The sequence below is a fragment of the Streptomyces durmitorensis genome, assembly GCF_023498005.1.
In the GTDB taxonomy this organism is placed as follows: Bacteria; Actinomycetota; Actinomycetes; order Streptomycetales; family Streptomycetaceae; genus Streptomyces; species Streptomyces durmitorensis.
Window position 1 is genome coordinate 8022976 of record NZ_CP097289.1, and the last position, 24001, is coordinate 8046976.

At 71.8% G+C, this 24001-nt stretch carries 21 protein-coding genes and 1 pseudogene; 9 read left to right on the forward strand and 13 right to left on the reverse strand.

Features of this window, described 5'->3' with window-relative positions:
• Positions 1-11: 11 nt before the first annotated feature.
• From meaB to kdpB, 6 genes are all read right to left on the reverse strand, one after another.
• A complete protein-coding gene (gene meaB / locus M4V62_RS35940; protein ID WP_249591352.1) occupies positions 12-1025 on the reverse strand; it encodes a methylmalonyl Co-A mutase-associated GTPase MeaB in 1014 nt (337 codons plus the stop codon).
• A 2-nt stretch (positions 1026-1027) separates the two neighbouring features.
• Complete coding sequence (gene scpA / locus M4V62_RS35945) at positions 1028-3244, reverse strand: methylmalonyl-CoA mutase (RefSeq protein WP_249591353.1); 2217 nt, start codon at positions 3242-3244, stop codon at positions 1028-1030.
• A complete protein-coding gene (gene mutA, locus M4V62_RS35950; protein WP_249591354.1) occupies positions 3244-5097 on the reverse strand; it encodes a methylmalonyl-CoA mutase small subunit in 1854 nt (617 codons plus the stop codon). The genes scpA and mutA overlap by 1 nt, the downstream gene beginning before the upstream one ends.
• A gap of 141 nt (positions 5098-5238) precedes the next feature.
• Complete coding sequence (locus M4V62_RS35955; RefSeq protein WP_249591355.1) at positions 5239-5796, reverse strand: hypothetical protein; 558 nt, start codon at positions 5794-5796, stop codon at positions 5239-5241.
• Between the two features lie 100 nt (positions 5797-5896).
• Positions 5897-6814, reverse strand: coding sequence for a GNAT family N-acetyltransferase (locus tag M4V62_RS35960; RefSeq protein ID WP_249591356.1), 918 nt, complete (start codon positions 6812-6814; stop codon positions 5897-5899).
• Positions 6815-6938: 124 nt separating this feature from the next.
• Complete coding sequence (gene kdpB, locus M4V62_RS35965) at positions 6939-9110, reverse strand: potassium-transporting ATPase subunit KdpB (RefSeq protein WP_425575234.1); 2172 nt, start codon at positions 9108-9110, stop codon at positions 6939-6941.
• A gap of 394 nt (positions 9111-9504) precedes the next feature.
• Between kdpB and M4V62_RS35970 the strand changes: the two genes are divergently transcribed.
• Positions 9505-9909 (forward strand): SAV_915 family protein, encoded by a 405-nt coding sequence (locus M4V62_RS35970; protein ID WP_249591357.1) that lies wholly within the window; start codon positions 9505-9507, stop codon positions 9907-9909.
• A 76-nt stretch (positions 9910-9985) separates the two neighbouring features.
• Positions 9986-11326, forward strand: a complete 1341-nt coding sequence (gene lysA, locus M4V62_RS35975) for a diaminopimelate decarboxylase (protein ID WP_249591358.1) — start codon at positions 9986-9988, stop codon at positions 11324-11326.
• 73 nt (positions 11327-11399) lie between these two features.
• Here lysA and purB read toward each other — a convergent pair whose 3' ends face one another.
• A complete protein-coding gene (gene purB, locus M4V62_RS35980; RefSeq protein ID WP_249591359.1) occupies positions 11400-12842 on the reverse strand; it encodes an adenylosuccinate lyase in 1443 nt (480 codons plus the stop codon).
• Between the two features lie 373 nt (positions 12843-13215).
• Between purB and M4V62_RS35985 the strand changes: the two genes are divergently transcribed.
• Positions 13216-13566: a hypothetical protein gene (locus M4V62_RS35985; protein WP_249591360.1), complete on the forward strand. Its 351-nt coding sequence runs from the start codon at positions 13216-13218 to the stop codon at positions 13564-13566.
• Positions 13567-13609: 43 nt separating this feature from the next.
• Here the strand turns inward: M4V62_RS35985 and M4V62_RS35990 are convergent, their stop codons facing one another.
• The gene (locus M4V62_RS35990) at positions 13610-14389 is read right to left on the reverse strand and encodes an SGNH/GDSL hydrolase family protein (RefSeq protein ID WP_249591361.1); all 780 of its coding nucleotides are present in this window, start codon (positions 14387-14389) and stop codon (positions 13610-13612) included.
• Positions 14390-14406: 17 nt separating this feature from the next.
• Here M4V62_RS35990 and M4V62_RS35995 point away from each other — a divergent pair, with 17 nt between their 5' ends.
• A complete protein-coding gene (locus M4V62_RS35995) occupies positions 14407-14889 on the forward strand; it encodes a GNAT family N-acetyltransferase (protein ID WP_249591362.1) in 483 nt (160 codons plus the stop codon).
• Here M4V62_RS35995 and M4V62_RS36000 read toward each other — a convergent pair.
• Positions 14849-15433, reverse strand: coding sequence for an NADPH-dependent FMN reductase (locus tag M4V62_RS36000; RefSeq protein ID WP_249591363.1), 585 nt, complete (start codon positions 15431-15433; stop codon positions 14849-14851). The genes M4V62_RS35995 and M4V62_RS36000 overlap by 41 nt on opposite strands.
• 65 nt (positions 15434-15498) lie before the next feature.
• Positions 15499-16095, reverse strand: a complete 597-nt coding sequence (gene yczE, locus M4V62_RS36005) for a membrane protein YczE (RefSeq protein WP_249593156.1) — start codon at positions 16093-16095, stop codon at positions 15499-15501.
• A 143-nt stretch (positions 16096-16238) separates the two neighbouring features.
• On the opposite strand from yczE, the gene M4V62_RS36010 reads away from it, so the two are divergent.
• Positions 16239-16706: a MarR family winged helix-turn-helix transcriptional regulator gene (locus M4V62_RS36010; protein WP_249591364.1), complete on the forward strand. Its 468-nt coding sequence runs from the start codon at positions 16239-16241 to the stop codon at positions 16704-16706.
• On the opposite strand, the pseudogene M4V62_RS36015 reads toward M4V62_RS36010, so the two are convergent.
• Positions 16687-16905, reverse strand: a pseudogene (locus M4V62_RS36015) (DNA-binding protein); the annotation flags it as partial. The gene M4V62_RS36010 and the pseudogene M4V62_RS36015 overlap by 20 nt on opposite strands.
• A 182-nt stretch (positions 16906-17087) precedes the next feature.
• Between M4V62_RS36015 and M4V62_RS44095 the strand changes: the two are divergent.
• Together M4V62_RS44095 and M4V62_RS36020 are read left to right on the forward strand one after the other, a co-directional pair.
• Positions 17088-17165 carry a 50S ribosomal protein bL37 gene (locus M4V62_RS44095; RefSeq protein WP_466231358.1) on the forward strand — a complete coding sequence of 26 codons (78 nt, stop codon included), beginning with the start codon at positions 17088-17090 and terminating at the stop codon, positions 17163-17165.
• A gap of 77 nt (positions 17166-17242) precedes the next feature.
• Positions 17243-17848: a hypothetical protein gene (locus M4V62_RS36020; RefSeq protein ID WP_249591365.1), complete on the forward strand. Its 606-nt coding sequence runs from the start codon at positions 17243-17245 to the stop codon at positions 17846-17848.
• 38 nt (positions 17849-17886) lie between these two features.
• Here M4V62_RS36020 and M4V62_RS36025 read toward each other — a convergent pair whose 3' ends face one another.
• The gene (locus M4V62_RS36025; RefSeq protein ID WP_249591366.1) at positions 17887-19353 is read right to left on the reverse strand and encodes an FAD-dependent monooxygenase; all 1467 of its coding nucleotides are present in this window, start codon (positions 19351-19353) and stop codon (positions 17887-17889) included.
• Between the two features lie 63 nt (positions 19354-19416).
• Between M4V62_RS36025 and M4V62_RS36030 the strand changes: the two genes are divergently transcribed.
• Entirely contained in the window at positions 19417-20037 is a 621-nt protein-coding gene (locus M4V62_RS36030; protein WP_249591367.1) for a TetR/AcrR family transcriptional regulator C-terminal domain-containing protein, read from the forward strand.
• 44 nt (positions 20038-20081) lie between these two features.
• Here the strand turns inward: M4V62_RS36030 and M4V62_RS36035 are convergent, their stop codons facing one another.
• Entirely contained in the window at positions 20082-23291 is a 3210-nt protein-coding gene (locus tag M4V62_RS36035) for an acetyl-CoA carboxylase family protein (protein WP_249591368.1), read from the reverse strand.
• A gap of 81 nt (positions 23292-23372) precedes the next feature.
• Between M4V62_RS36035 and M4V62_RS36040 the strand changes: the two genes are divergently transcribed.
• Complete coding sequence (locus tag M4V62_RS36040) at positions 23373-23999, forward strand: TetR/AcrR family transcriptional regulator (RefSeq protein ID WP_249591369.1); 627 nt, start codon at positions 23373-23375, stop codon at positions 23997-23999.
• Positions 24000-24001 lie beyond the last annotated feature (2 nt).

Below are 24001 nucleotides of genomic sequence, written 5' to 3' on the forward strand. Positions count from 1 at the left end.
GGTTTGCCGCCCTAGCCGGCCCCGGAATCCCCATCCCCCCGACCCTGAAACGCCTCCAGAATCCGCTCGGCCGCCAAAGTGGCCGTCAACGTGCCCTCCCGTACCCGCTGCTCAAGGCCAGGGGCCAGCTCCCGCACGGCCCCGTTCCCCCGCAGCCGGTCGAGCAGCTCGTCCCGCACCATCGTCCACGTCCAGTCGACCTGCTGGTCGCGCCGCTTGGCGGCCAGGCGGCCCGTGGAGTCCAGGAGCGTGCGGTGCTGCTCCAGGCGGTCCCAGACCTCGTCGAGGCCGCTGGACTCCCGTGCGCTGCAGCTGAGCACCGGCGGGGTCCACGCGGCGTCCGCCGGGTGCATGAGGCGCAGGGCGCCCGCGAGTTCACGAGCCGCAGAGCGCGCGTCGCGTTCGTGCGGGCCGTCCGCCTTGTTGATGGCGAGGACGTCGGCCAGTTCGAGTACGCCCTTCTTGATGCCCTGGAGCTGGTCGCCGGTGCGGGCCAGGCTCAGCAGCAGGAACGAGTCGACCATGTTCGCGACCGCCGTCTCCGACTGGCCCACGCCCACCGTCTCCACGAGCACGACGTCGTAGCCCGCCGCCTCCATCACCACGATCGACTCGCGCGTCGCCTTCGCGACACCGCCGAGCGTCCCGGCGGTCGGCGATGGACGCACGAACGCGGACGGGTCCACCGCGAGGCGCTCCATCCTCGTCTTGTCGCCGAGGATCGAGCCGCCCGTACGGGTCGACGACGGGTCGACGGCGAGGACGGCGACCCGGTGCCCGAGCCCGGTCAGCATCGTGCCGAGCGCGTCGATGAACGTCGACTTGCCCACGCCGGGCACCCCGCTGATGCCGATCCGCCGCGCCCGCCCGCTGTGCGGAAGCAGCTGGGTCAGCAACTCCTGTGCGAGAGCCCGGTGTTGGGGCCGGGTCGACTCGACGAGCGTGATCGCGCGCGCGATCTGCGCCCGCTTCCCGTCGAGCACGCCCTTGACGTACGCGTCGATGTCGATCCGCGGTGCCGCCATGCTCACAGCTCGTGGCCGAGGTCGGCCGCCAGCCGCTTCACCAGGTCGTACGCGGCGTCCGGGATCACCGTGCCGGGCGGGAAGACGGCCGCGGCGCCCATCTCCAGCAAGGTCGGCACGTCCTGCGGCGGGATCACGCCGCCCACCACGATCATGATGTCCTCGCGGCCCTCGGCGGCGAGCTCCGCACGCAGCGCCGGTACGAGCGTGAGGTGTCCCGCCGCGAGCGACGAGACGCCGACGATGTGCACGTCCGCCTCGACCGCCTGGCGCGCGACCTCCGCGGGCGTCTGGAAGAGCGGGCCGACGTCCACGTCGAAGCCGAGGTCGGCGAAGGCGGTGGCGATGACCTTCTGGCCGCGGTCGTGGCCGTCCTGGCCCATCTTGGCGACCAGGATGCGCGGACGGCGCCCCTCGGCCTCCTCGAAGTTCTCGACGAGCGTGCGGGTGCGTTCCACGGACGGCGACGAGCCTGCTTCGGTGCGGTACACACCGGAGATCGTACGGATCTGGCCCGCGTGCCGCCCGTACGAGGCCTCCAGTGCGTCGGAGATCTCGCCCACGGTCGCCTTCGCGCGCGCCGCGTCGACCGCGAGGGCGAGAAGATTGCCCTCCAGACCGGGACCGGGGTCCCGCCCGGCCGCCGCCGTCAGGGCCCGCAGCGCGTCCTGGCAGGCCGCCTCGTCGCGCTCCTCGCGCAGGCGCTTCAGCTTGGCGATCTGCTGGTTGCGCACGGAGGAGTTGTCGACCGCGCGCACGTCGATCTGCTCGTCGGTCTCCACGCGGTACTTGTTGACGCCGATGACGGGCTGGCGCCCCGAGTCGATCCGCGCCTGCGTACGGGCCGCGGCCTCCTCGACGCGCAGCTTCGGGATGCCCGCGTCGATGGCCTGCGCCATGCCGCCCGCCGCCTCGACCTCCTCGATGTGCTGCCAGGCACGGCGCGCCAGGTCGTGCGTCAGCTTCTCGACGTACGCGCTGCCGCCCCACGGGTCGATCGTGCGCGTCGTGCCCGACTCCTGCTGGATGAGCAGCTGGGTGTTGCGGGCGATGCGCGCGGAGAAGTCGGTGGGCAGGGCGAGCGCCTCGTCCAGGGCGTTCGTGTGCAGCGACTGGGTGTGGCCCTGGGTCGCCGCCATCGCCTCGACGCACGTACGCGTGACGTTGTTGAACACGTCCTGCGCGGTGAGCGACCAGCCCGAGGTCTGCGAATGGGTGCGCAGCGAGAGCGACTTGGCGTTCTTCGGGTCGAACTGCTTGACCAGCTTCGCCCAAAGTAGGCGCGCCGCGCGGAGCTTGGCGACCTCCATGAAGAAGTTCATGCCGATGGCCCAGAAGAAGGAGAGCCGCGGCGCGAACGCGTCGACGTCCAGGCCCGCTTCCTGGCCGGCCCGCAGATACTCCACGCCGTCGGCGAGGGTGTACGCCAGCTCCAAGTCGGCTGTCGCGCCCGCCTCTTGGATGTGGTAGCCGGAGATCGAGATGGAGTTGTAGCGCGGCATCTTCTGCGAGGTGTACGCGAAGATGTCGGAGATGATCCGCATCGAGGGCTTGGGCGGATAGATGTAGGTGTTGCGGACCATGAACTCTTTGAGGATGTCGTTCTGGATGGTCCCGGCCAGCTTCTCGGGCGCCACGCCCTGTTCCTCGGCGGCCACGATGTAGAGGGCGAGCACGGGGAGCACCGCGCCGTTCATCGTCATCGACACCGTCATCTTGTCCAGCGGGATGCCGTCGAAGAGCTGACGCATGTCGTAGATCGAGTCGATCGCCACGCCCGCCATGCCGACGTCACCCGTCACGCGCGGGTGGTCGCTGTCGTAGCCGCGGTGGGTCGGCAGGTCGAAGGCGACCGAGAGGCCCTTCTGACCTGCCGCGAGGTTGCGGCGGTAGAAGGCGTTGGACTCCTCGGCGGTGGAGAACCCCGCGTACTGGCGGATCGTCCAGGGCTGGTTGACGTACATCGTGGGGTAGGGGCCGCGCAGGTACGGCGCCACACCCGGATACGTCTGAAGGAAGTCGAGGCCTTCGAGGTCGGCGCCGGTGTACAGCGGCTTGACCGCGATGCCCTCCGGGGTCTCCCACAGGAGGTCGTCGTCCGCCTTGCCGGTGGTCTCCTTGACGGCGCTGCGCCACTGGTCCTTGGAGACCTGCTCCTTGGAGACCTCGGGGGAGGCGTCCGGCGTCAGGCCGACGCCGGAGAAGTCGGGGATCGCCATTACGCCACTCCCATGTGGTCGAGGGTGGAGGAGAGCACGGACACGGCGTCGCAGCCCGCGAAGACGTACGCGTCGACGGCTTCATACTCGGCGGGCCGTCCCGCGAGGAACACCCGCTGCGCGCCTGCCGACTTGAGAGCTTCGGCGACCGCTTCGGCCTGCTCCTCGTAGAGCGCGTCGCTGGAGCAGAGGCACGCCACCGTGGCACCGCTCGCCTTGAACGCGTCGGCGGCCGTCGTCGCGTCCACCGACACCGGGTCGTGGACGGCTTCGATGCCGCCCGCCTGGAAGAGGTTCGCGGCGAAGGAGGCCCGCGCGGTGTGCGCCGCGGCGGGGCCGATCGCGGCGAGGAACACCCGGGGCCGGGCCCCCGCCGATGCGAGGTGGGCGTCCGAGCGGGAGCGCAGGATCTCGTACGCCTCGTCGCGGCGGACGCGCGGCAGGCCGCCCGACGCCTCGGGGGCGGGCGGGGCCACGCGCTCGACCGGACGCTCCGTCAGGTTCGGGAACTCGCTGACGCCGGTGATCGGTTCACGCCGCTTGGCCAACTTCTCGCTGCGCTTGGCCCAGGTGGCGGCGAGGCGCTCACCGATCAGGCCGGAGCGCAGGGCCGCGGCCTGGCCGCCCGCGCGCTCGATCTCCTGGAAGAACTCCCAGCCCGCGTGGGCGAGTTCGTCGGTGAGCCGCTCCACGTACCAGGAGCCGCCCGCCGGGTCGATCACGCGGGCGAGGTGCGACTCCTCCAGGAGGATCGTCGAGGTGTTGCGGGCGATGCGGCGCGCGAACGCGTCCGGCAGGCCGAGCGAGTGGTCGAAGGGCAGGACGGTCACGGAGTCGGCGCCGCCGACGCCCGCGCCGAGGCAGGCCACCGTCGTCCGCAGCATGTTCACCCACGGATCGCGGCGCGACATCATCACGGGCGAGGTCACGGCGTGCTGGCGCTGCGCACCCGCGTCCGGGGCGCCGCAGACCTCGGCCACGCGCGCCCAGAGCCGCCGCGCGGCCCGCAGCTTGGCGATGGTCAGGAACTGGTCGGCGGTGGCCGCGTACCGGAACTCCAGCTGGGCGCAGGCCGCTTCGACCGTGAGCCCGGCCTCGGTCAGCTCGCGCAGGTAGGCGACCGCCGTGGCGAGCGAGGCGCCGAGCTCCTGCCCGGCCGAGCCGCCCGCCTCGTGGTACGGCAGGGCGTCGACGTTCAAGGCGCGGAGGTGCGGGTATTCCTCGCCGCACCTCCGCGCCAGTTCGAGGGCGGCGGCCGGGTCGAGCCGCTCGCCGGTGCGGGCCTCGTGGCCGAGGGGGTCCGCGCCCAGGGTGCCGCGCACGGTGTCCTTCGGGATGCCCCGCTCCTCGTAGAGACGGAACAACTCGCGTGCCGCGGGGCCGACTTCGCTGCCCGCGTCCAGGGCGAGGGGCGCCAGGTCGAGGAAGACGCCGTCGAGGGCGCGCTCGATGCCGGACACCGGGAGCGCGCCGGGGCCGACGCCGAGCCACAGCGAGGTGACGCCGTTCTCCAGGTCCGCGAGCACGGTCTCGTTCGTGCCCGCGGGATCCGCGGTCGCGTGCCGCTGCCGTACGTCCCAGCCGGCCGCGGCACTGCCTGCGGCGGTGCCGCCCCTGACAAAGGGGGTGAAGCCCGGGTAGCCGGCGTCGGGCGCGGCTTCGCGGGCGGTGTACAGGGGGCGGGTGCTGAGCCCGTCCTCGAGTGCGGTGGACAGCGCTTCCTCCGCGGCCGACCCCGATACGTCCTTACCCGATTTGCGCAGCACGCCTTCTACGAGGCGTTGCCACTGCTCATGGGTCGCATCAGGGAACTCGGCGGCCAGGGAAAGCCCGTCGTCAGGCAGGACCGTCATGGGCATGATGCTAGGGCGGAACACTCGGAGCTCGGTGGAGTGCAGGGCTGTGACCTTGACCTCTTCCGGTCGCTCTTGATCTCGAACGAGCGGGCGGCTACGGCGGGGCGGGGACCGGGCCCCTCCGTGCCCGCTCCGGAGTCACTCCAGGCCAGAGGCCCTGAAGACCCCCTCGGCCGTATCGCGGTCGATACGTTCCGAGAGCCGGCGCAGCGCGGTCGCCCCGCACAGGAGCGAGCCGCGGGCCACTGATGCGCGGGCGCCGTCGGACACGAGGTGCCAGAGCTCCGGGTTGACGACGAGCACCTCGGGATCGAGCACGACCTCCCCACCGGCCGCGTCCCGCAGCGTGAGGCGGGGCGAGATGCCGTCGGACCGGCGTACCGCAATGAGCTGATCGAGGCGCACCGACCGGACGCGCAGCGGCCCGCGCGAGACCAGGGTCCTGTCCCGCGCCGCCACGCGCGGCGGCGTGAGGACGGCGAACAGGAGCACCCCAAGACCCAGCCAGAGCAGTGCACGCCAGCCGGTGAGCCTGCCGACCGCCGCGTCGAGCGCGAGCAGCAGCCCGAGGAGCAGGAGGGAACAGGCGGCCGCCGAGCGGGCGTCACCGGCCCAGGCGCTGTCGTGCGTCCAGGGAACGCGCTCCGGGGGAGCGCCGGGGGTGCGCCGTGCGGGGCGCGTCGTACGTCGGGCCATGAGGCGACGCTAGGGGCGCCTTGCCGGGAGCCGCGCAGCCGCGCGCGACCCTTGACGCACCGCTGATGCCGCGCCCGGCCGCGTTGACGACCGCCTGATGTCAGGCGACGCCCTCCGGGGTGCTGCGGCTGCCGGGCACGGCAAGGGTGGGGCGTCCGCCGACAGGCTCGCGGAAGGGCTTCATGCCGAGATCCTGGTTCGGCTTCGGGCTCGGCTTCGGGTTCGGGCTCGCGCTCGCCTTGGACGCGGGGCGCGCCGCCGGTCTGCCGGTGACGTAGTGGACGTACTCGCGATGGAGCCGGAATCCCGCGGTCCAGGCAAGGAGGCGGCTCGGCCGGTTGTCGCGTGCGCAGGACCAGCTCGCGGTGTGGCCGCGGGCGGCGATGTCCCCGCACAGGGCGGTGACGCAGGCCAGGGCGAGGCCCTCGCGGCGGTGCTCGGGCGCGGTGACGACGGCGACGTCTTCGTACGTGTCACCGGCGAAGTAGCCGCAGGCGACGGTGGCGATCCGGCCGTCCCGGTCGAAGGCGGCCCAGCCGTGGCCGGAGGCGGCGAGCCCCTCGGGACCGCCCCAGCTGTCGTGGATCCAGGAGGTGTCGGGAACCTGATCGGTGAGTGCGGCGAGCGCGGGGGCGTCGGCGCCGACCAGCCGGCGCACGGCAAGGCTCCGCGGCGGCTGCGGCGCGGACACCGGTTCGCGATGCACGTAGAGCATGCGCTCGGCGGGCACGATGCGGTCGAACGCGGCGCCGAGCACGGGAAGGAAGCGGGCCAGGGCCCCGACATGGCTGCCGGCGAAGGGAGCCAGGCCCGCGGGGTCGACGGCCTCCGGGGCGCCGCGTAGCAGGACGTGCCCCGCGCAACTGACGGCCACGGCCCGCGGATTCAGCACCCGGTCCGCCCACCACGTGCCCACGCCGGTGGTGAACGCGTGCTCGGGCAAGGAGGCGACACCGGGTGACCCGGCGGGGAACCAGCGAGCGAGCGCGGGCAGCTTGTGGGGCGGAAGCTGGATCACGGGTCGGTCCTCCAGAGTGTGTTGCGGCGCGGGCGCCCGGAGCGGCCCTCTGCGGCACAGTCATGCGGAGTGTGCCGCATCCCCGCACGTCCTGGTGCACGGAGGGTCGTATCGAAGAAGTCGGTCAGCCGAGCCCCGGCACCGTCGAGACCAGCAGATCGATCACCTTGATGCCGACGAAGGGCAGGACGAGGCCCCCGAGGCCGTACAGCGCGAGGTTGCGGCGCAGCAGGTCGTGCGCGGACGCCGGCGTGTAGCGCACGCCCCGCAGCGCGAGCGGGATCAGCGCCACGATGATCAGCGCGTTGAAGATGATCGCCGAGGTGATCGCGGAGGTCGGGCTGTGCAGGCCCATGACGTTCAGGGACTCCAGGCCGGGATACGCGCCCGTGAACATGGCGGGGATGATCGCGAAGTACTTCGCGACGTCGTTGGTGATCGAGAAGGTCGTCAACGCGCCCCGGGTGATGAGGAGTTGCTTGCCGATCTCGACGATCTCGATGAGCTTGGTGGGGTTGGAGTCCAGGTCCACCATGTTCCCGGCCTCCTTGGCGGCCGAGGTGCCGGTGTTCATGGCCACCCCCACGTCCGCCTGCGCGAGAGCCGGGGCGTCATTGGTGCCGTCGCCGGTCATCGCGACGAGCTTGCCGCCCTCCTGCTCGCGTTTGATCAGCTCCAGCTTGTCCTCGGGCGTGGCCTCGGCGAGGAAATCGTCCACGCCCGCCTCCGACGCGATCGCGCGCGCCGTCAGCGGATTGTCGCCCGTGATCATGACCGTACGGATGCCCATGCGGCGCAGCTCGGCGAACCGCTCGCGGATACCGTCCTTGATGACGTCCTTGAGGTGGATCACGCCAAGGACGCGCGGACCGTCCCAGTCGTGCACGGCGACGAGCAGCGGAGTGCCGCCGGACGCCGCGATGGAATCGGTGAACAGCCGTGCCTCTGTGGGCACGTGACCACCCCTCAGCTCCACCCAGGTGATCACCTGGGCGGCGGCGCCCTTGCGGATGACGCAGGCCGCGCCGTTGTCCCAGCGCAGATCGACACCGCTCATCCGGGTCTGCGCGCTGAACTCGACGAACGTGGCGTTGGCCAGCTCGCCGCGCGCCGGCTCGCGCAGTCCGTACTTGTTCTTGGCCAGTACGACGACCGAGCGACCCTCCGGCGTCGCATCGGCGAGGGAGGAGAGCTGCGCCGCATCCGCGAGCTGCAGCTCGTCGAGGCCGGGCAGCGGCACGAAGGCCGTCGCCTCACGGTTGCCGAGGGTGATCGTGCCGGTCTTGTCGAGCAGCAGAGTGTTGACGTCCCCCGCCGCCTCGACCGCGCGGCCCGACATGGCGAGCACGTTGCGCTGCACGAGCCGGTCCATGCCCGCGATGCCGATCGCCGAGAGCAGCGCTCCGATCGTCGTCGGGATGAGTGTGACCAGGAGGGCGACGAGCACGGTCGTGGACTGGGCCGCGTCCGCGTGCGAGGCCATCGGCTGGAGCGCGACGACGACCAGGACGAAGACGATGGTGAGGGCGGACAGGAGGATGTTCAGCGCTGTCTCGTTCGGGGTCTTGCGCCGGGACGCTCCCTCGACGAGCGCGATCATCCGGTCCAGGAAGGAGTCCCCGGCCCGCGAGGTCACGCGTACGACGATGCGGTCGGACAGGACCACCGTGCCGCCCGTCACGCCGCTGCGGTCGCCGCCCGACTCGCGGATGACCGGAGCCGACTCGCCGGTGACGGCGGACTCGTCGACCGCCGCGACGCCGTCGACGACATCGCCGTCGGCCGGGATCGGCCCACCGGCCTCGACGAGCACGAAGTCGAAGGGTTTGAGGTCGGTGGCGGCCACCGCCTCGGTCTCCGCGTGATCGAGGTCGACCCCCATGCGCCAGTTGTCGCGCAGACGGAGGGTCACCGTGTCCGTGCGTGCCTTCCGCAGCGCGCGTGCCTGCGCCTTGCCGCGGCCCTCCGCCACGGCCTCCGCGAGATTCGCGAAGATCACCGTCAGCCACAGCCAGGCGCTGATCACCCAGGCGAACACGGACGGATCGAGCAGCGCGGACAGCGTGGTGAGGATCGAACCGCAGGCGACGACCGCGAGCACCGGCTTCCTGACGAGCGCCCGGGGATGCAGCTTGTGCAGCGCATCGGGGAACGACTTCATCACCTGTACGGGATCGAGGAGGACCCCGGAGCGGACGCGCCCGCCGTCGATGCGGCCGGCCCGTACCGCTGAACTGCCTCTGGACGGAGGCTTCGTGGACGGGGTCGGAGCCTGCTGCGGGGCGGCGGGAAGCATCGGGGTGTGACCTTCTGGTGAGGGACCGTGCGGTGGTCATGAGGCCGGTCCTGCGCAGGGGCCCCTGCGCAGGACCGGCTGATCGCGAACGCGGCCACGCGTCGAGCGGGACGGCATGCGCGGCCGGGTGCGAACAGGAAACGTAGCTTCGGGGATGCCCCCGAACGGCTGGTGCACCTGGGTATTTACGGGCCTCTGACGTGCGTACGGGGCGCACGTCAAGCCCTCGTCAACGCGGGTCGCATGACCGTCAATGTCGCGTCATGGAGGGGCCGGAGACACCCGGCACCGGGCATAGCGTCACCACGTGCCTCCGGGTTCCTGCCCGGTCCCGGGGGCCCCGCCCGTTCGCGGATCAGTTCACGGAACAACAGGATCCTCAAGGAGGAATCCCATGGCAGAGCTCCAGTGCGGCGAGGACCCCGAGCCCTTTGAACCCGGCCCGGCCGGACCGCTCTTCGTCCCCGTCCGGCCGGGACCCGCGGGCTGCGTCGCCCGCCTGTTCCGCACGCCCGTCGGCGGCCGTACCGCTGTCGCCTTCACGACCCCTCAGCGCCTGAGCGCGGCCCTCGGTGACCGCCAGGCCTGGATCAGGCTCTCGGAGCCCGCGCTGCGGGCGCTCACCGAGCCGCTCGGGGTCCAGGAAGTCACCGTCGACCCGCGGCTCGCCGCGCACCCCGTCGAAGCACCCGGGCGGCGCACCCCCGCCTGGCGCGAGTGGGACCCGCAGGCGGTCGGCGCGCTGCGCGTCACCGGGGCCGCGGCGCTGGTCGGCGCCCTGACCACCTGGATCGGCTGAGGACGCGGAGCAGCAGCGGAACAGGAACAGCCACCACAGCAGCAGCCACCGGACGAGGCGAAGAGAGAACCTGCCCATGACCACCCTGCACGAACCCGTGACCCCGGACGCCACCGCCGACGACGACCTGTCCGTCTGGCCCGCGTCGACCGCGCGTCTCGCCCACGGCGACCTCGCCGTCGGCGGCGTACCGCTCACCGAGATCGCCGAACGCTTCGGCACCCCGGCCTACCTCATCGACGAAGGCGACGTACGCACGCGCTGCCGCACCTACCTGCACGCCTTCCCCGACGCCGAAGTGCACTACGCCGCCAAGGCGTTCCTGTGCCGCGCGATGGCCCACTGGGTGGCGGAGGAAGGGCTCGGGCTCGATGTCTGCTCCGCCGGAGAGCTGGAGCTGGCCGTCACCACGGGCTTCCCCGCCGAGCGCATCGTGCTGCACGGCAACGCCAAGAGCCCGCACGACCTTCAGGCCGCGCTGCGGCTCGGCGTCGGGCGCATCGTCATCGACAGCGCGTCCGAGATCGCGCGGCTTGCCGCGGCCGTGCCGCCGGGCAGCCGCCAGAAGGTGATGGTCCGGGTGGTGCCGGGGATCGCCGCGGGCGGCCACGCCAAGATCCGCACCGGGACCGACGACCAGAAGTTCGGCCTGTCGATCACCGACGGATCGGCGCAGCACGCCATCGCCCGCATCATCGACCAGCCCGGTCTCGAACTGACCGGCCTGCACTGCCACTTGGGCTCGCAGATCACCACCGACAAGCCGTTCCTCGCCGCCGTACGCCGACTGGTCGGCCTGATGGCCCGCATCAAGGAACAGCACGGGATCACCCTTCCCGAGCTGGACCTGGGCGGCGGCCACGGCATCGCCTACCGGCCCGGCGAGGCGGCCCTCGACATCACCGCGCTCGCCCGCAAGGTGCGCGGCGAACTGATCGAGAGCTGCGCGGCGGCCGGACTCACCGTGCCCAAGCTGCTCATCGAACCGGGGCGTGCCATCGCGGGCCCCGCAGGCGTGGCCCTCTACCGTGTGCTCGCCGTCAAGCGCACCAGTGGCCGCACCTTCGTCGCCGTGGACGGCGGGATGAGCGACAACCCGCGGCCCGCGCTGTACGGCGTGCGGTACGCGCCGCGCCTGATCGGCCGGCGCTCCATGGTGCCGTCCGCGCCGGTGACCGTCGTCGGGCGGCACTGCGAGGCGGGCGACGTGCTGGCCTCCGACATCGAACTGCCGGGTGACATAAGGCCGGGAGACATCCTGGGTGTGCCGGTGGCGGGTGCCTACCACCTCTCCATGGCGTCCGGGTACAACCTCGTCGGGCGCCCGCCTGTGGTGGCCGCGGCCGACGGGCGCGCGCGGCTCCTGGTGCGGCGCGAGTCCCTGGAGGACTTCCGCAGCAGGGACATCGGCCTGTAGCGCAGGAGCCGAGGCCATCGGGCCTCGGCTCCTGTTGTGGACGAGCGGCGTCCCGGACGGGGACTGACGGGGACTAGAGAATCGCGCCCGGGGTGTAGGCAGCGGCCTCGGGGTGCTCCTTGAGCAGCGCCTCGATCTGGGCGACGACGACGGCGACCTGGTCACCGGCCGCGCCCGTGAACGACAGCTTGTCGGCCATCAGCTCGTCGAGCTCGGCGCGGTCCAGCGGAATCCGCGAGTCGGCGGCGAGCTTGTCGAGGAGTTCGTTGCGCTCGGCGCCCTGCTCGCGCATGGCGAGCGCGGAGGCGACGGCGTTCTCCTTGATGGCCTCGTGGGCCTCCTCGCGGCCGACGCCCGCCCGCACCGAGGCCATCAGGACCTTGGTCGTGGCGAGGAAGGGGAGGTAGCGGTCCAGCTCGCGCGCGACGACGGCAGGGAAGGCGCCGAACTCGTCGAGCACGGTCAGGAAGGTCTCCAGGAGCCCGTCGAGCGCGAAGAACGCGTCGGGCAGGGCGACACGGCGTACGACCGAGCAGGAGACGTCGCCCTCGTTCCACTGGTCGCCCGCGAGCTCGCCGGTCATCGAGGCGTAGCCGCGCAGGATGACGGTGAGGCCGTTCACGCGCTCGCAGGAGCGGGTGTTCATCTTGTGCGGCATCGCGGACGAGCCGACCTGGCCCGGCTTGAAGCCTTCGGTGACGAGCTCGTGCCCGGCCATGAGCCGGATCGTCTTGGCCATCGAGGAGGGCCCGGACGCGAGCTGCACCAGGGCGGTGACGACCTCGTAGTCGAGCGAGCGCGGGTAGACCTGGCCGACCGAGGTGAAGGCGCGGTCGAAGCCGAGGTGCCCGGCGATCCGCTGCTCGAGCTCGGTGAGCTTCTCGGCGTCGCCGCCGAGGAGGTCGAGCATGTCCTGGGCGGTGCCGACGGGGCCCTTGATGCCACGCAGGGGGTAGCGGCGCAGCAGGTCGTCGACGCGGCGGTACGCGACGAGCAGCTCGTCGGCGGTCGTCGCGAAACGCTTGCCGAGCGTCGTCGCCTGCGCGGCGACGTTGTGCGAGCGGCCGGCCATGACGAGTTCGGCGTACTCGCCCGAGAGCTTCCCGAGCCGCGCGAGCACCGCGACGGTGCGGTCGCGCACCAGCTCCAGGGAGAGCCGGACCTGGAGCTGCTCCACGTTCTCGGTCAGGTCACGGGAGGTCATGCCCTTGTGGACCTGCTCGTGCCCGGCGAGCGCGTTGAACTCCTCGATGCGGGCCTTCACGTCATGGCGCGTGACCTTCTCGCGCTCGGCGATCGAGGCGAGGTCGACGTCGTCGATGACGCGCTCGTAGTCGGCGAGGGCGGCGTCCGGCACCTCGATGCCCAGATCCTTCTGGGCCCGCAGAACGGCGAGCCAGAGCTGACGCTCCAGCTTGACCTTCTGCTCGGGCGACCAGAGGGTGGCGAGCTCGGCGGAGGCGTAACGCCCGGCGAGGACGTTCGGGATACGGGGCTTTGCAGGCGCGGCAGTCACGTGTACGGAGTTTACCTGCCGTCCGACCTGCTCTTTGACCGTCCGTACAGTCCGGAGAGCGCAGGTCATTGGAGCATCGTCCAGGGGGCTGGGCGCGGTGCGGGAGAAGACCGCGCAGTACGTCCGCCCACCCCGGAGCTCCGAGTCTTCGGACAGCACGCGGGCCAGAGACTCGTGCGCCGACGTGCGCAGCGACAAGAGGCCGGGAAGCGGCTGCTCCGGCCCGTACGCGGGGTCGCCCCGAGCCGCTCACCGGACCGAGGCACATGACCCACGCCACTACCCAACTCGCCCTCCGGGCCCACCGATGGCGGGCGGGCCGCCCGGGCGTGCTCCGGCTCCTGGTGATCCACGTACGTCTAGGCTTCGACGTATGGAGCAGCGCGAGATCATCCAAAGAGTCGTCGGCATCCTGACCGAGGGGATCGAGATGCGCCGACAGGTACGAGAGAACCCGGACGGCGAGGTCGAACCCAGCGGCGCGGTCGGCACGATGCTGGAGGAGATGCTGCCGCGCATCGAAATCCCCGCCGACGCCACCCCCATCGAGGTGGCCGAGGTGGTGGGCCGCGAACTGAGCCCCGTCATCGAGCAGATCACGTCGGCCTTCGCCTTCTCCTTCGCACAGCTCGCTGAGGCGCACGACGAGGGCCGCACCGATGTGACGTCGGCGGACGTGTTGCAGTCCATCGCGTTGCACTTCGAGGACGAGGTGGAGGAGTAGGAGTAGGAGTAGGAGGAGGCTGCCTCCCGGAGTCTTACGAGTCTTACGCGAACGGATCCTCGTAAGGCAGCAGATCCGGTCGCTTGGCCGGGAGGCCGTCGCCGGAGGAGCGGCCCGTGAGGCGGCGGACGATCCATGGGGCGAGGTGCTGCCTGGCGAAGCGGGCGTCCGCGATGCGGCGCGCCGTCCAGTTGGGCGGGGCGGTGGCCGGGAGCGGGGAGTTCCAGTCGTCCTCGGGGGCGTAGCCGAGCGCCTGCCACACCGCTTCCGCGACCCGGCGGTGCCCCTCGGGCGTCAGATGCAGCCGGTCCACGTCCCAGAGGCGCTGGTCGCCGAGCGCGGCCGATCCGTACAGGTCCACGACCGTGGCGCCGTGCCGCACCGCCAGCTCGTCGATGTGCGCGAAGAGCTCTTCCATCCGCGGGCGGAAACGCGCCAGCACGGGGCCGTTCCGGCCGGGGCTGCGCATCAGGACGAGTTTCTTGCACGAGGGGGCGAGGCGTTCCACCGCCTCCTCCAGGAGGTCGCGTACGCGGACCATGTCGCACTTGGGGCGCAGCGTGTCGTTGAGGCCGCCCACCAGGGTGATCACATCGGGCTGCATCGCGGCGGCGACGTCCACCTGCTCGGCCACGATCTGCCCGATGAGTTTCCCGCGCACCGCGAGGTTCGCGTACCGGAAACCGGGGGAGGCGGCAGCCATCCGGGCGGCGAGCAGATCGGCCCAGCCGCGGTAGCTGCCGTCGGGCAGCCGGTCCGACATGCCCTCGGTGAAGGAGTCGCCGACCGCGACGAGACTGGTGTAGTTGTCATTCATCTGCATGGCGGGAGCGATCGTACATGGAGCTTCGAGCCTTCGCCGTGGCGGATGCGGCCACCGTGGCGAGCTGGCCGGCCTCTGCCGGTGAGGTGGCCCTGTGGTGCGGGCTGCGGGACTTTCCAGTGGATGCGGGCGTGGTCGCCGGGTGGCAGCTGGACGGGGATGTGCGGGGGTGCGTGCTCACGGCAGGGGAGCGGCTCGTCGGCTACGGGGAGGTCTGGTGCGATGCCGAGGAGGGGGAAGCGGAGCTTGCCCGGATCATCGTCGCGCCCGGCGCCCGTGGGGAGGGCGCCGGGCGTGTGCTGGTGAGGCGGCTGGCCGAGCTGGCCCTGCGGGTCGGGTTCGCGGAGATCTTCATGCGCGTCCATCCGGGGAACTCCGCGGCCTTGCGCTGCTATCGCGCGGCCGGGTTCCGGCCGGTCGACCCCGCTCTGGCCGCGGAGTGGAACGCCCCGCAGCCCGTCAGCTACGTGTGGCTCCGGCACGCGGGCGCTGCGGCGTGAGCAGTGTCGCCACCGCGTCGAGCACCGCGTCGGCGTCCCCGGTGAGGGCGGGGGTCGCGCGGAACCGGCGGTCGGGCGTGAGGTGCCCCTCGATGCCGGGGATCGACAGGGTCCTCGGCGCGGGGCGCAGGCCCACCCGGTCGAGCACGGGGCGGAGCATCTCGACGGCGGGGGCGCCGCCGGAGGTTCCCGCGCTGTAGCTGATCAGGCCCACCGGCTTGCCCTGCCACTCCTGGTGGAGGAAGTCGATGGCGTTCTTGAGCGGGGCGCTGAAGCCGCCGTTGTACATCGGCATGACGAAGACGAAGGAGTCGGCAGCGCCGACCGTCGCGCTCCAGTTCTTGGTGTGCTGGTGGAGATAACGGCCTTCGGAAGGGTGCTCGGGTTCGTCGAGGAAGGGCAGGGCCACCTCGCCGAGATCGATCAGCGTGGGCGCGAACTCCCCGTGTACGCGGGCGCGTTCGGTCAGCCAATGGGCCAGGGGGCGCCCCGCCGACGTCGGGCGGGTGCTGGCGGAGACGATGTGCAGGCGGTGCGTGGCCATGGTCGCGGATCCCTTGGTCGTCAGGTGAGTGAGGTAGGTCAGGCGGAATCGGCTGGGTCGTCAGGTCAGGGCGTCAGGTGCGGGCGTGAGGGTGAGGTCAGGCCGAAACGGCGCAACGAGAGCTGGGTCAGCGGGCCGATGGCCACGGCGAACAGGAGCGTTCCCACGCCGACCGTGCCGCCGAGCAGCCAGCCGGCCGTGAGCACGAGGACCTCGATCGCCGTGCGCGCGGCCCGGATCGAGATGCCGCGCCGCGCGAGGCCGGTCATCAGGCCGTCACGGGGGCCGGGGCCGAGCCCCGCTCCCACGTACAGTCCGGTCGCCACCGCGTTGAGCGCGATGCCCGCGAGGAGCAGCGGCACACGCACCGCGATGTCGCCGGGCGAAGGCAGCACGGCGAGTGCCGCGTCGGCGACCAGGCCGACGACCAGGACGTTGCTGACCGTCCCGATGCCCGGACGCACGCGCAGCGGTATCCAGGCGAGCAGGACCAGGACGCCGACGCCGTTCACCACCCAGCCGAAGGGCAGGCCGGAGCTGCGCGCCAGGCCTTGGTGGAGGACGTCCCACGACGAGACGCCCAGGCCCGCGTCGATCATCAGGGCGAGGCTGACGCCGAACAGGACGAGGCCCACGAACAGCCGCGAAAGGCGGCGCGTCATTCCGGACGTCGACGCTGGGGCAGTGGTCACGGCGACAGCACCACCCTCTGTCTCCAGCCGGTCAGGGCTACCTAGTTGACGTGTCACCTATGACTCTAGGCGATGTAGGTGACGTGTCAACCGTTGGTGGGTAGGGTGGATCCGTGAACCAGGACCCACGGTGGCTGACGGATCGCGAGCAGCGCGCCTGGCAGGCGTACCGGCGGATGACGCTGTTGCTCAACGCCCAGCTGGCGCGCGACCTCGCCAAGGACAGCGGCCTCTCCGAGCCCGACTACGACGTGCTGTCCAACCTGGGCGCGAGCCCCGGTCACCGCCGCCGGATCACCGAACTCGCGGACCGGATGCTCTGGTCCAGAAGCCGTATGTCCCACCACCTGGCCCGCATGCAGCAGCGCGGTCTCGTCGTGCGCGAGGAGTGCGAGACCGACGGCCGGGGTGCTCTCGTCGCGCTGACGGACAAGGGGGTGCGCACCATCGAGGCCGCGGCCGTGCCGCACGTCGAGTCCGTGCGCAGGCACTTCGTGGATCTCCTGACCCCGGAGCAGATCGAGGCGTTCGCCGGGATCGGGGAGACCGTCGTGGAGCGTCTTACTGGCCCTGGGGAGTAGCTTCCGGGTCGATCGACGTACGGCCGACCAGCCGTTCGTAGCGTTGCCGGGCCGCCTGCGGGGTGCCGAGGCTGAGCCCGAAGGCGATCTCCGGCCAGGTCATGCCGCGACCGCGCGCCATCTGCAGGAGCCCGGCCTCCACTTCGTCCATCTCGCCGCGCGCCGCCGGCATGAGCGTCAGCGCCGCGGTGATGTCCGCGTGGCGCTCCGCGATACGGCGAGGGGGTTCAGCCCAGCCCAGCCCAGCCTGGCCTGGCTCAGCCCGGCCTGGCCCAGTCCATCCCGACCCAGTCCGGTCGCCGGTCGAGGTGTCGTATGAAACGGTAGAAAATGTCCTAAATGCCAATACTGGCTTGGCGAACCTGGTGAGAGGGGAATCGCATGTCATCGAAGCGACGCCGCAAGAAGAAGGCGCGCCGCAAGCACGCGGCCAACCACGGCAGCCGTCCCCAGTCCTGATCACCGACCGCGCACCGGTTTCTGTGTGATCCCGTGAACACCCTTGCCACCTGTGTCAACGGGTGAACAATGGTGCAATGTTGGAGCTGTTGCGAGAAGTCGGCGTGGAACTGCCGGGCGGCGCTGGACTGTTGAAGTTCGGGATGACACCCGGCGAGGTCCTGGAACTGCTGCCGCCCGACAGGGTCACGCACCACCGGCAGTGCATGGGGCTGACCCTGGACCAGTACGCGGAGCTTCGGCACGCGCACGACGCCTGGCTCGGCGGCCTCCTCTTCGAACCGGACTGGAGCTTCGACGCCGAACTCGACGGCGTCGTCCTGGGATTCGGCGGTGGCGGGCCCGGGGCCACGGACCGGCTCGCCCGCGTGGAGATCCAGGCGCGGCCCCAGGTGGACGGCCCGGAGTCGACTCCCGTGGCCTGGGACGACATCGACCTGTTCGGCTATCCCGCCGCGGAGATCGCGGCCGTGCTGCCCGGGATCCCCGCGCCCGGCGGCCCGCCGCCGGCCGAGATGGCGGTGGACGAGCTGGGCCTGCGCCTCTCACGGGCCACGCCGACGGCGGAGCACTGGGAGCGGGTGACCCTGGTCGGTCCTGGATCCGGTAGTTGGGGCGCCTGCTGTGCGGGCGGGCTCGCCTGTGCCGAGCAGGGGGACGGCCTCGTGGGGATCATGTACTGAGCTGCGGCCGCGCGCCGTGGACGTCGACGGCGTCCTGGTCAGCGGTGCGTCGCGGATGCCGCCGCGTGCGCCTCGGCCCGCAGGACTTCGGCGTCGGGCTGTTCGCTCGCCCAGGCGACATGGCCGTCGGGGCGGATGAGCGCGGCACGCACGGTGGACCAGGCGGGGCGTGGGTCGGGCCGGTGTGCGGTATGCGTGATGACGTGGGGGGTGGAGGTCGGTGCCGGGGTGCCGGTGAAGTGCAGCAGGACGTGGCGGCCGGTCCGGAGCAGCGTGAAGAGGTCTGTGCTGTCGGAGAGTTCGAGGTTGGGTGCGCGGTGACCGGTCAAGGGGTGGTGATGTGCGGGGCCCGGGTAGGTGACGGCCAGTGCGGAGAGCCGTTCGGCCAGGCGTCGGGAGAACTCGGGCACGGTGGCGATGAGTTGGCTCAGGAGTGCGCGCAGATCCTGGCCCTCCGCCGAGTAGGCGTTCATCAGTGCCGTCTGGGCGCGGGTGCTGCGCAGTAGGTCGGCGCCGACCGGGTGGCGTTCGGCGTGGTAGCTGTCCAGGAGTCCCGCGGGGGCGGTGCCTGCCACGGTGGCGGCCAGCTTCCAGCCGAGGTTCGTGGCGTCCTGGATGCCGACGTTGAGGCCCACGCCTCCGGCCGGGTAGTGCATGTGCGCCGCGTCGCCCGCGAGGAGGACGCGGCCCCTGCGGTACTCGGCGGCCTGGCGGGTGGCGTTGCCGAACCGGGAGAGCCAGCTCGGGTCGCGCATGCCGAAGTCACTGCCGGTGATCCGGGTCACCTTGGCGCGCAGCACGTCGAGGGTGAGTTCGCCGGGGTGGCCGGTAGCGGTACCGTCCGGGTCGCCGCCGACGATCCGGTGGATGCCGCCAGGCAGCGGGACGATCATGACGCCGCCGGTCGGGCCTGACATGGCCGACACCGCTTCCCGCGGCGGGTTGTCCAGGACGACGTCGCCCAGGAAGCCCCAGGTGGTGGCGTCGTTGCCCGGGAAGTCGATGCCCGCCGCCTCGCGCACGGTGCTCCGGGTGCCGTCGCAGCCGACGAGGTAGTCGGCGCGCAGTGTGTACGGGCCGTCGGGGCCGGTTGCCTCGACGCTCACCCCGTCTTCGTCCTGGGCGAGTCCGGTCACTTGGTGCCCGCGCCGGATCGTGGCTCCGGCCGCATGCGCGTGCTCCTCAAGGAGCTCCTCGGTGCGGGCCTGCGGCAGGGCGAGTGTGAAGGGGTAGGGAGTGTCGAGGACCCCGAAGTCCATCCGGTCGTCGAGCCCGCCGAAGTGGCCGCTGGGGATGCGCCGACCCTCCGTGAGGAAAGGCTCCAGCACTCCGCGAGTGGCCAGGGCCTCCAGTGTGCGCGGATGGATGGTGAGGGCCTTGGAGTGGGGATCCCGCTCGCGGCGGGTTTCCAGGACGGTGACGGGCGTCCCGCCAAGCCGCAGTTCGGCGGCCAGCCACAGCCCGGTGGGGCCGCCTCCTGCGATGACTACGTGCTCGTGCTCCATGGCAGCTCCTCAGGAATGTCTTGGTCAGTGACCAAGACGGGGTGTGCCCAGTAGACTAGGTCGGTGACCAAGAAGCAAGCGGAGGATCTCGCCCGGACCCGGCTCGACCCCGCAACGGTGGTGCGAGCGGCCCTGGAACTGCTGGAGGAGAAAGGAGCGGACGGGCTCTCGATCCGCGGCATCGCGGACCGGCTCGGCGTCCGGATGAACACGGTGCTCTGGCATGCGAAGAGCAAGGCGCGGCTGTCGGAGTTGATGGCGGACGCGATCGTGGCCGGGGCGTCGGTGGACGGACTGCCCGAGCCCTGGGAACCACGGGTCCGCGAACTGCTCCACCGCTACCGCCGCGCCCTGCTGGCCCACCGGGACGGGGCCAGGATCGTGGCAGGTACGTACGCTGCCGAACCCGCCACACTCCGCTTCGCCGACCTGATGACCGAGGCGCTGCTGACCGGCGGTCTCGCGGAACGCGAGGCGGTCTGGACCGGCTGGAGCCTTGTCTACTTCGCCTTGGGGCTGGCGCAGGAGGAACAGGCGCTTCCTGACGCGATGGGTCCTGCGTTCGCACGACGGCTGGACACGGGCGAATACCCCTCACTATCCCGAGCCGCCGCGTACTTCGAGGACACCTCCTTCGACGAGCGCTTCGACTACGGACTCTCCCGCATCCTGGGGGCAGGCTGACCAGCAGGATTCACCTGGTCTGCGACGCCGCCCCCGCCAAGCGACTACGCCCGAGTCCCGCCCCCGCCCGCCCCCTCCAGCGCCGCAAGGATCCAACTCCTCGACTCCGCAGGGTCGATGACCGCGTCGATCTCCAGCGCCGCCGCGGCGTTCACCGCCTTGCCGTGCTCGTACAACTCCGCGACATGGGCGTCGAACACCCGTCGGCGCTCCTCGGGATCGGCGATCGCGGCCAGCTCCTTGCGGTAGCCCAGACGGACGGCGCCCTCCAGTCCCATCCCCCCGAACTCGCCGCTGGGCCACGCCGCCGTGGCCACGGGCGCGCGGGTGGAGCCGCCCATCATGGCCATCGCGCCGAGCCCGTACGCCTTGCGCAGCACCAGGCTCACCAGGGGCACGCGCAGCTGGGCGCCGGTCACGAAGAGCTGGGAGAAGTGCCGTACGGTGGCGGTCCGTTCGGCGTCCGGGCCGACCATGAAACCCGGTGTGTCGCAGAGCGAGACGACGGGGAGCCCGAACGCGTCGCACAGCCGCAGGAAGCGTTCCGCCTTGTCCGCCGCGTCGCGGTCGATCGCCCCGCCCAGGTGCCCTGGATTGTTGGCGAGCAGCCCCATCGGCCGGCCCTCGACGCGGACGAGAGCCGTGACGATGCCGACGCCAAAGCCGCGCCGCAGTTCAAGGACCGAGTCCGTGTCCGCGATGCCCTCGATCGCGGCCCGCACGTCATAGGCGCGACGCCGGTTCTCCGGAACCGCGTGCCGCAGCAGCCGCGGATCCGGCGCCTCCCAACTGCGGCCCGCCCCAGGGGCGTACAAGAAGTCGCCGTGCGAGAAGTAGGCAAGGTACTTCCGCGCCACCCGCACCGCCTCGCCCTCGTCCGCCACCGCGATGTCCACGACGCCGTTCGGCACCTGGACGGACAGCGGGCCGACCTCCTCGGGGCGGTACACGCCGAGGCCGCCGCCCTCGATCATCGCGGGGCCGCCCATGCCGATGCTCGCCTCCGGAGTCGCGATCACCACGTCGCAGCAGCCGAGCAGGGCGGCATTGCCCGCGAAGCAGCGCCCCGACGCGATGCCCACCAAGGGGACTCGGCCGCTCAGACGGCCCATCTGATGGAACGTCGTCACGTCGAGCCCGGCGACGGACGTCGTGTCGGTGTCCCCGGGGCGTCCGCCGCCGCCCTCCGCGAACAGCACCACGGGCAGCCCGCGTACCTCCGCCAGCTGGAGCATCCGGTCCGTCTTGCGGTGGTTCTGCAGGCCCTGGGTGCCGGCCAGCACGGTGTAGTCGTACGACATCGCCACGCACCGCACGCCGTCGATCCGCCCCGTGCCGGTGACCATGCCGTCGGCGGGCGTCGACGCGATCAGGTCGTCGAGGGAGCGGCGGCGGCGCTGTGCGGCGATCGCGAGGGCGCCGAATTCCGTGAACGTGCCGTCGTCGCACAGGTCCTGGATGTTCTCGCGTGCCGTGCGGCGCCCGATGCGGTGGCGCTTGGCGACGGCGTCGGGGCGGTGCTCGTCCAGGCCGAACGCGTGCCGGGCCAGGGTCTCGGCCAGGTCGGGGCGGATGGTGTCCGGGTCGGCGGTCTCCTCGGCGTGTGCCGTGGGCCCTTCGCCCGCGGCCGAGGCGTCCACCGTCACCAAGGGGTGGCCCTCCGCCGCCGTGTCGCCCACGCGCGCGTGCAGGGCGGTCACGGTTCCGGAGGCGTCCGCGCGCAGCACGTGCTCCATCTTCATCGCTTCGAGCACGAGCAACTGCTGTCCCGCCGCCACCTGTTCGCCCACCGCCACATCGACGCTGACGACCGTCCCCGTCATGGGGGCGGTGATCGGCGCATCGCCCGCGAGTGCCTGCGGCGGCACCTGGGGAGGCTCTTCGGGCAGCAGCTCCGCCATGTGCTCGGCCACGAAGTCCGTGTGTGCGCCGCCCGCGGTGAACCCCGGGTGGGCGAGCAGCGCGCGGAGCAGCGGAATTCCGGTGTGTACGCCCTCGACGGCGAAGTCCGCGAGCGCGCGCGACGCGCGTTCGCAGACCGCCGCGAAGTCCCCGTGCGGCGCGTGTGTGATGACCTTCGCGAGCAGCGAGTCGTAACGCGCCCCGATCTCCGTGCCGTTGCGTGCCGCGGTGTCCACGCGCACCCCCGGGCCCGTCGGCACGTCGAAGCGGGTGAGCGTGCCCGTGGAGGGGAGCGCGGTGCCGTCGGCCGTCGGCGACTCGGCGTTGACGCGCGCCTGGAGGGCGTATCCGCGGGGCTCGGGCGGAGGGCCCGAGAGGCCGAGTGACGCGAGCGAATCGCCTGTGGCCAGGCGCAGTTGCGTCACGACGAGGTCGACGCCCGTCACCTCCTCTGTGACCGTGTGCTCGACCTGGAGGCGCGGGTTGGCCTCGATGAAGTGGAACTCCGAGCCGTGGAGCAGGAACTCGAAGGTGCCGAGGCCCACGTAGCCGCACGCGCGGGCCATGCGGAGGGCGGCGGACAGGATCTGCTCCCGGACGGCCGCGGGGAGTGCGGGCGCCGGAGCGATCTCGACGAGCTTCTGGTGGCGGCGCTGGGCGCTGCAGTCGCGTTCCCAGAGGTGGGTGACCTCGCCGGACGCGTCGCCCAGGATCTGGACCTCGACGTGGCGGGCGCCGGTCAGCAGCTCCTCCACGTACAACTCCGCACGCCCGAAGCCTTGCAGGGCTTCGGAGCGGCAGCGCTCCCAGGCCTCCGCCAGCGCGTCCGGTTGCCGCACAGCCCGCATGCCGCGCCCGCCTCCGCCACCGACGGCCTTCACCATCACCGCGCCCGAAGGACCGAGCCCGGCAAGGAAATCGGCGGCCTCGGCCAGGCTCGTCGGTCCCTGGGTGCCCGCCAGGACGGGCACCCCGAGCCGCTCGGCGAGCGCACGCGCCCGGCCCTTGTCCCCGAACAGGCCGAGCACCTCGGGTGAAGGCCCCACGAACCGCAGTCCGGCCTCCGCGCACCGCGCCGCGAAGTCCGCGTCCTCGCTCAGGAAGCCGTAGCCGGGGTGGAGCAGTTCGCATCCGGACCGCCGGGCCGCTGCGAGCACCGCGTCCGCGTCCAGATACGCGGCCGGACCCGTGCCGCCCAACGGCTGTGCCTTGTCGGCGAGTTGGACGTGCCGCGCGGCGGCGTCGTCCTCGGCGTACACGGCGACGGTCCGCAGTCCGGCCTCCGCGGCGGCCTGCAGAACGCGGACGGCGATCTCCCCGCGGTTCGCGACGAGCACGGCGGCAGCACCCATGAAGCCCTCCTGGAGCCCTCCTGAAGTATCCGGCGCCGCCATGCTCATTGACATTGGCGTCAACGTCAATAAGCTCGCCGCGTGGCACGACATCAGCAGCCCTGGGCGACCCGCACAGCCCGCGACCGCACCGACGCCCCGGCCCACGGGCGGCTCCTTGACGCCGCCGAGGCCGTCTTCGCGCGGCGCGGGTACGGGGCGACGACGATCGCCGACATCACGGCGGAGGCGGAGGTCTCGCGGGCAGGCTTCTATGTGTACTTCGCGTCCAAGGAGGAGATCTTCCGCGTCCTCGCGGTGCGCGTACGGGACGCGTTCCTCGCCGCGCAGGACGTGCCGGGCGTCGACCGGGACGACGCCCGTGAGGTCGTCGCGGCCTCCACCGCCGCCTTCATTGCCGCGTACGCCCGACACCTGCCGCTGCTCAGGCTGTTGGAGCAGCAGGCGCAGACCGACGACGACGTGCGCGCACTGTGGGAGGAGACCCAGGAGCGCCCCGTCCACCGCTCCGCCCGCTACATCCGGCGGCTCGCGGCCGAGGGCAAGGCCCGGCCCGTCGCCGATCCGCTCGCCGTGGCCCGCGCGGTCGGCGGCATGAGCATCCAGTTCGCCCGGCTCACGGCGGCCGCCCCGGAGACGTACGAGGCGGCCGTGCGCGATGTGACCGCCATGTTCCTGCACCTGCTCGGAGTCGATCCCCCACGCTGAGG

What these genes read in the sequence shown, in the direction of transcription:
- M4V62_RS36020 (WP_249591365.1), top strand. Translation starts at nt 17,243, where the DNA reads ATGTTGGAGCTGTTGCGAGAAGTCGGCGTGGAACTGCCGGGCGGCGCT.
- M4V62_RS35985 (WP_249591360.1), top strand. Translation starts at nt 13,216, where the DNA reads ATGGAGCAGCGCGAGATCATCCAAAGAGTCGTCGGCATCCTGACCGAG.
- M4V62_RS36035 (WP_249591368.1), bottom strand. Translation starts at nt 23,291, where the DNA reads ATGGGTGCTGCCGCCGTGCTCGTCGCGAACCGCGGGGAGATCGCCGTC.
- M4V62_RS35955 (WP_249591355.1), bottom strand. Translation starts at nt 5,796, where the DNA reads ATGGCCCGACGTACGACGCGCCCCGCACGGCGCACCCCCGGCGCTCCC.
- M4V62_RS44095 (WP_466231358.1), top strand. Translation starts at nt 17,088, where the DNA reads ATGTCATCGAAGCGACGCCGCAAGAAGAAGGCGCGCCGCAAGCACGCG.
- M4V62_RS36025 (WP_249591366.1), bottom strand. Translation starts at nt 19,353, where the DNA reads ATGGAGCACGAGCACGTAGTCATCGCAGGAGGCGGCCCCACCGGGCTG.
- meaB (WP_249591352.1), bottom strand. Translation starts at nt 1,025, where the DNA reads ATGGCGGCACCGCGGATCGACATCGACGCGTACGTCAAGGGCGTGCTC.
- M4V62_RS35995 (WP_249591362.1), top strand. Translation starts at nt 14,407, where the DNA reads ATGGAGCTTCGAGCCTTCGCCGTGGCGGATGCGGCCACCGTGGCGAGC.
- yczE (WP_249593156.1), bottom strand. Translation starts at nt 16,095, where the DNA reads ATGACGCGCCGCCTTTCGCGGCTGTTCGTGGGCCTCGTCCTGTTCGGC.
- mutA (WP_249591354.1), bottom strand. Translation starts at nt 5,097, where the DNA reads ATGACGGTCCTGCCTGACGACGGGCTTTCCCTGGCCGCCGAGTTCCCT.
- M4V62_RS35970 (WP_249591357.1), top strand. Translation starts at nt 9,505, where the DNA reads ATGGCAGAGCTCCAGTGCGGCGAGGACCCCGAGCCCTTTGAACCCGGC.
- kdpB (WP_425575234.1), bottom strand. Translation starts at nt 9,110, where the DNA reads ATGCTTCCCGCCGCCCCGCAGCAGGCTCCGACCCCGTCCACGAAGCCT.
- M4V62_RS36000 (WP_249591363.1), bottom strand. Translation starts at nt 15,433, where the DNA reads ATGGCCACGCACCGCCTGCACATCGTCTCCGCCAGCACCCGCCCGACG.
- M4V62_RS35990 (WP_249591361.1), bottom strand. Translation starts at nt 14,389, where the DNA reads ATGCAGATGAATGACAACTACACCAGTCTCGTCGCGGTCGGCGACTCC.
- scpA (WP_249591353.1), bottom strand. Translation starts at nt 3,244, where the DNA reads ATGGCGATCCCCGACTTCTCCGGCGTCGGCCTGACGCCGGACGCCTCC.
- lysA (WP_249591358.1), top strand. Translation starts at nt 9,986, where the DNA reads ATGACCACCCTGCACGAACCCGTGACCCCGGACGCCACCGCCGACGAC.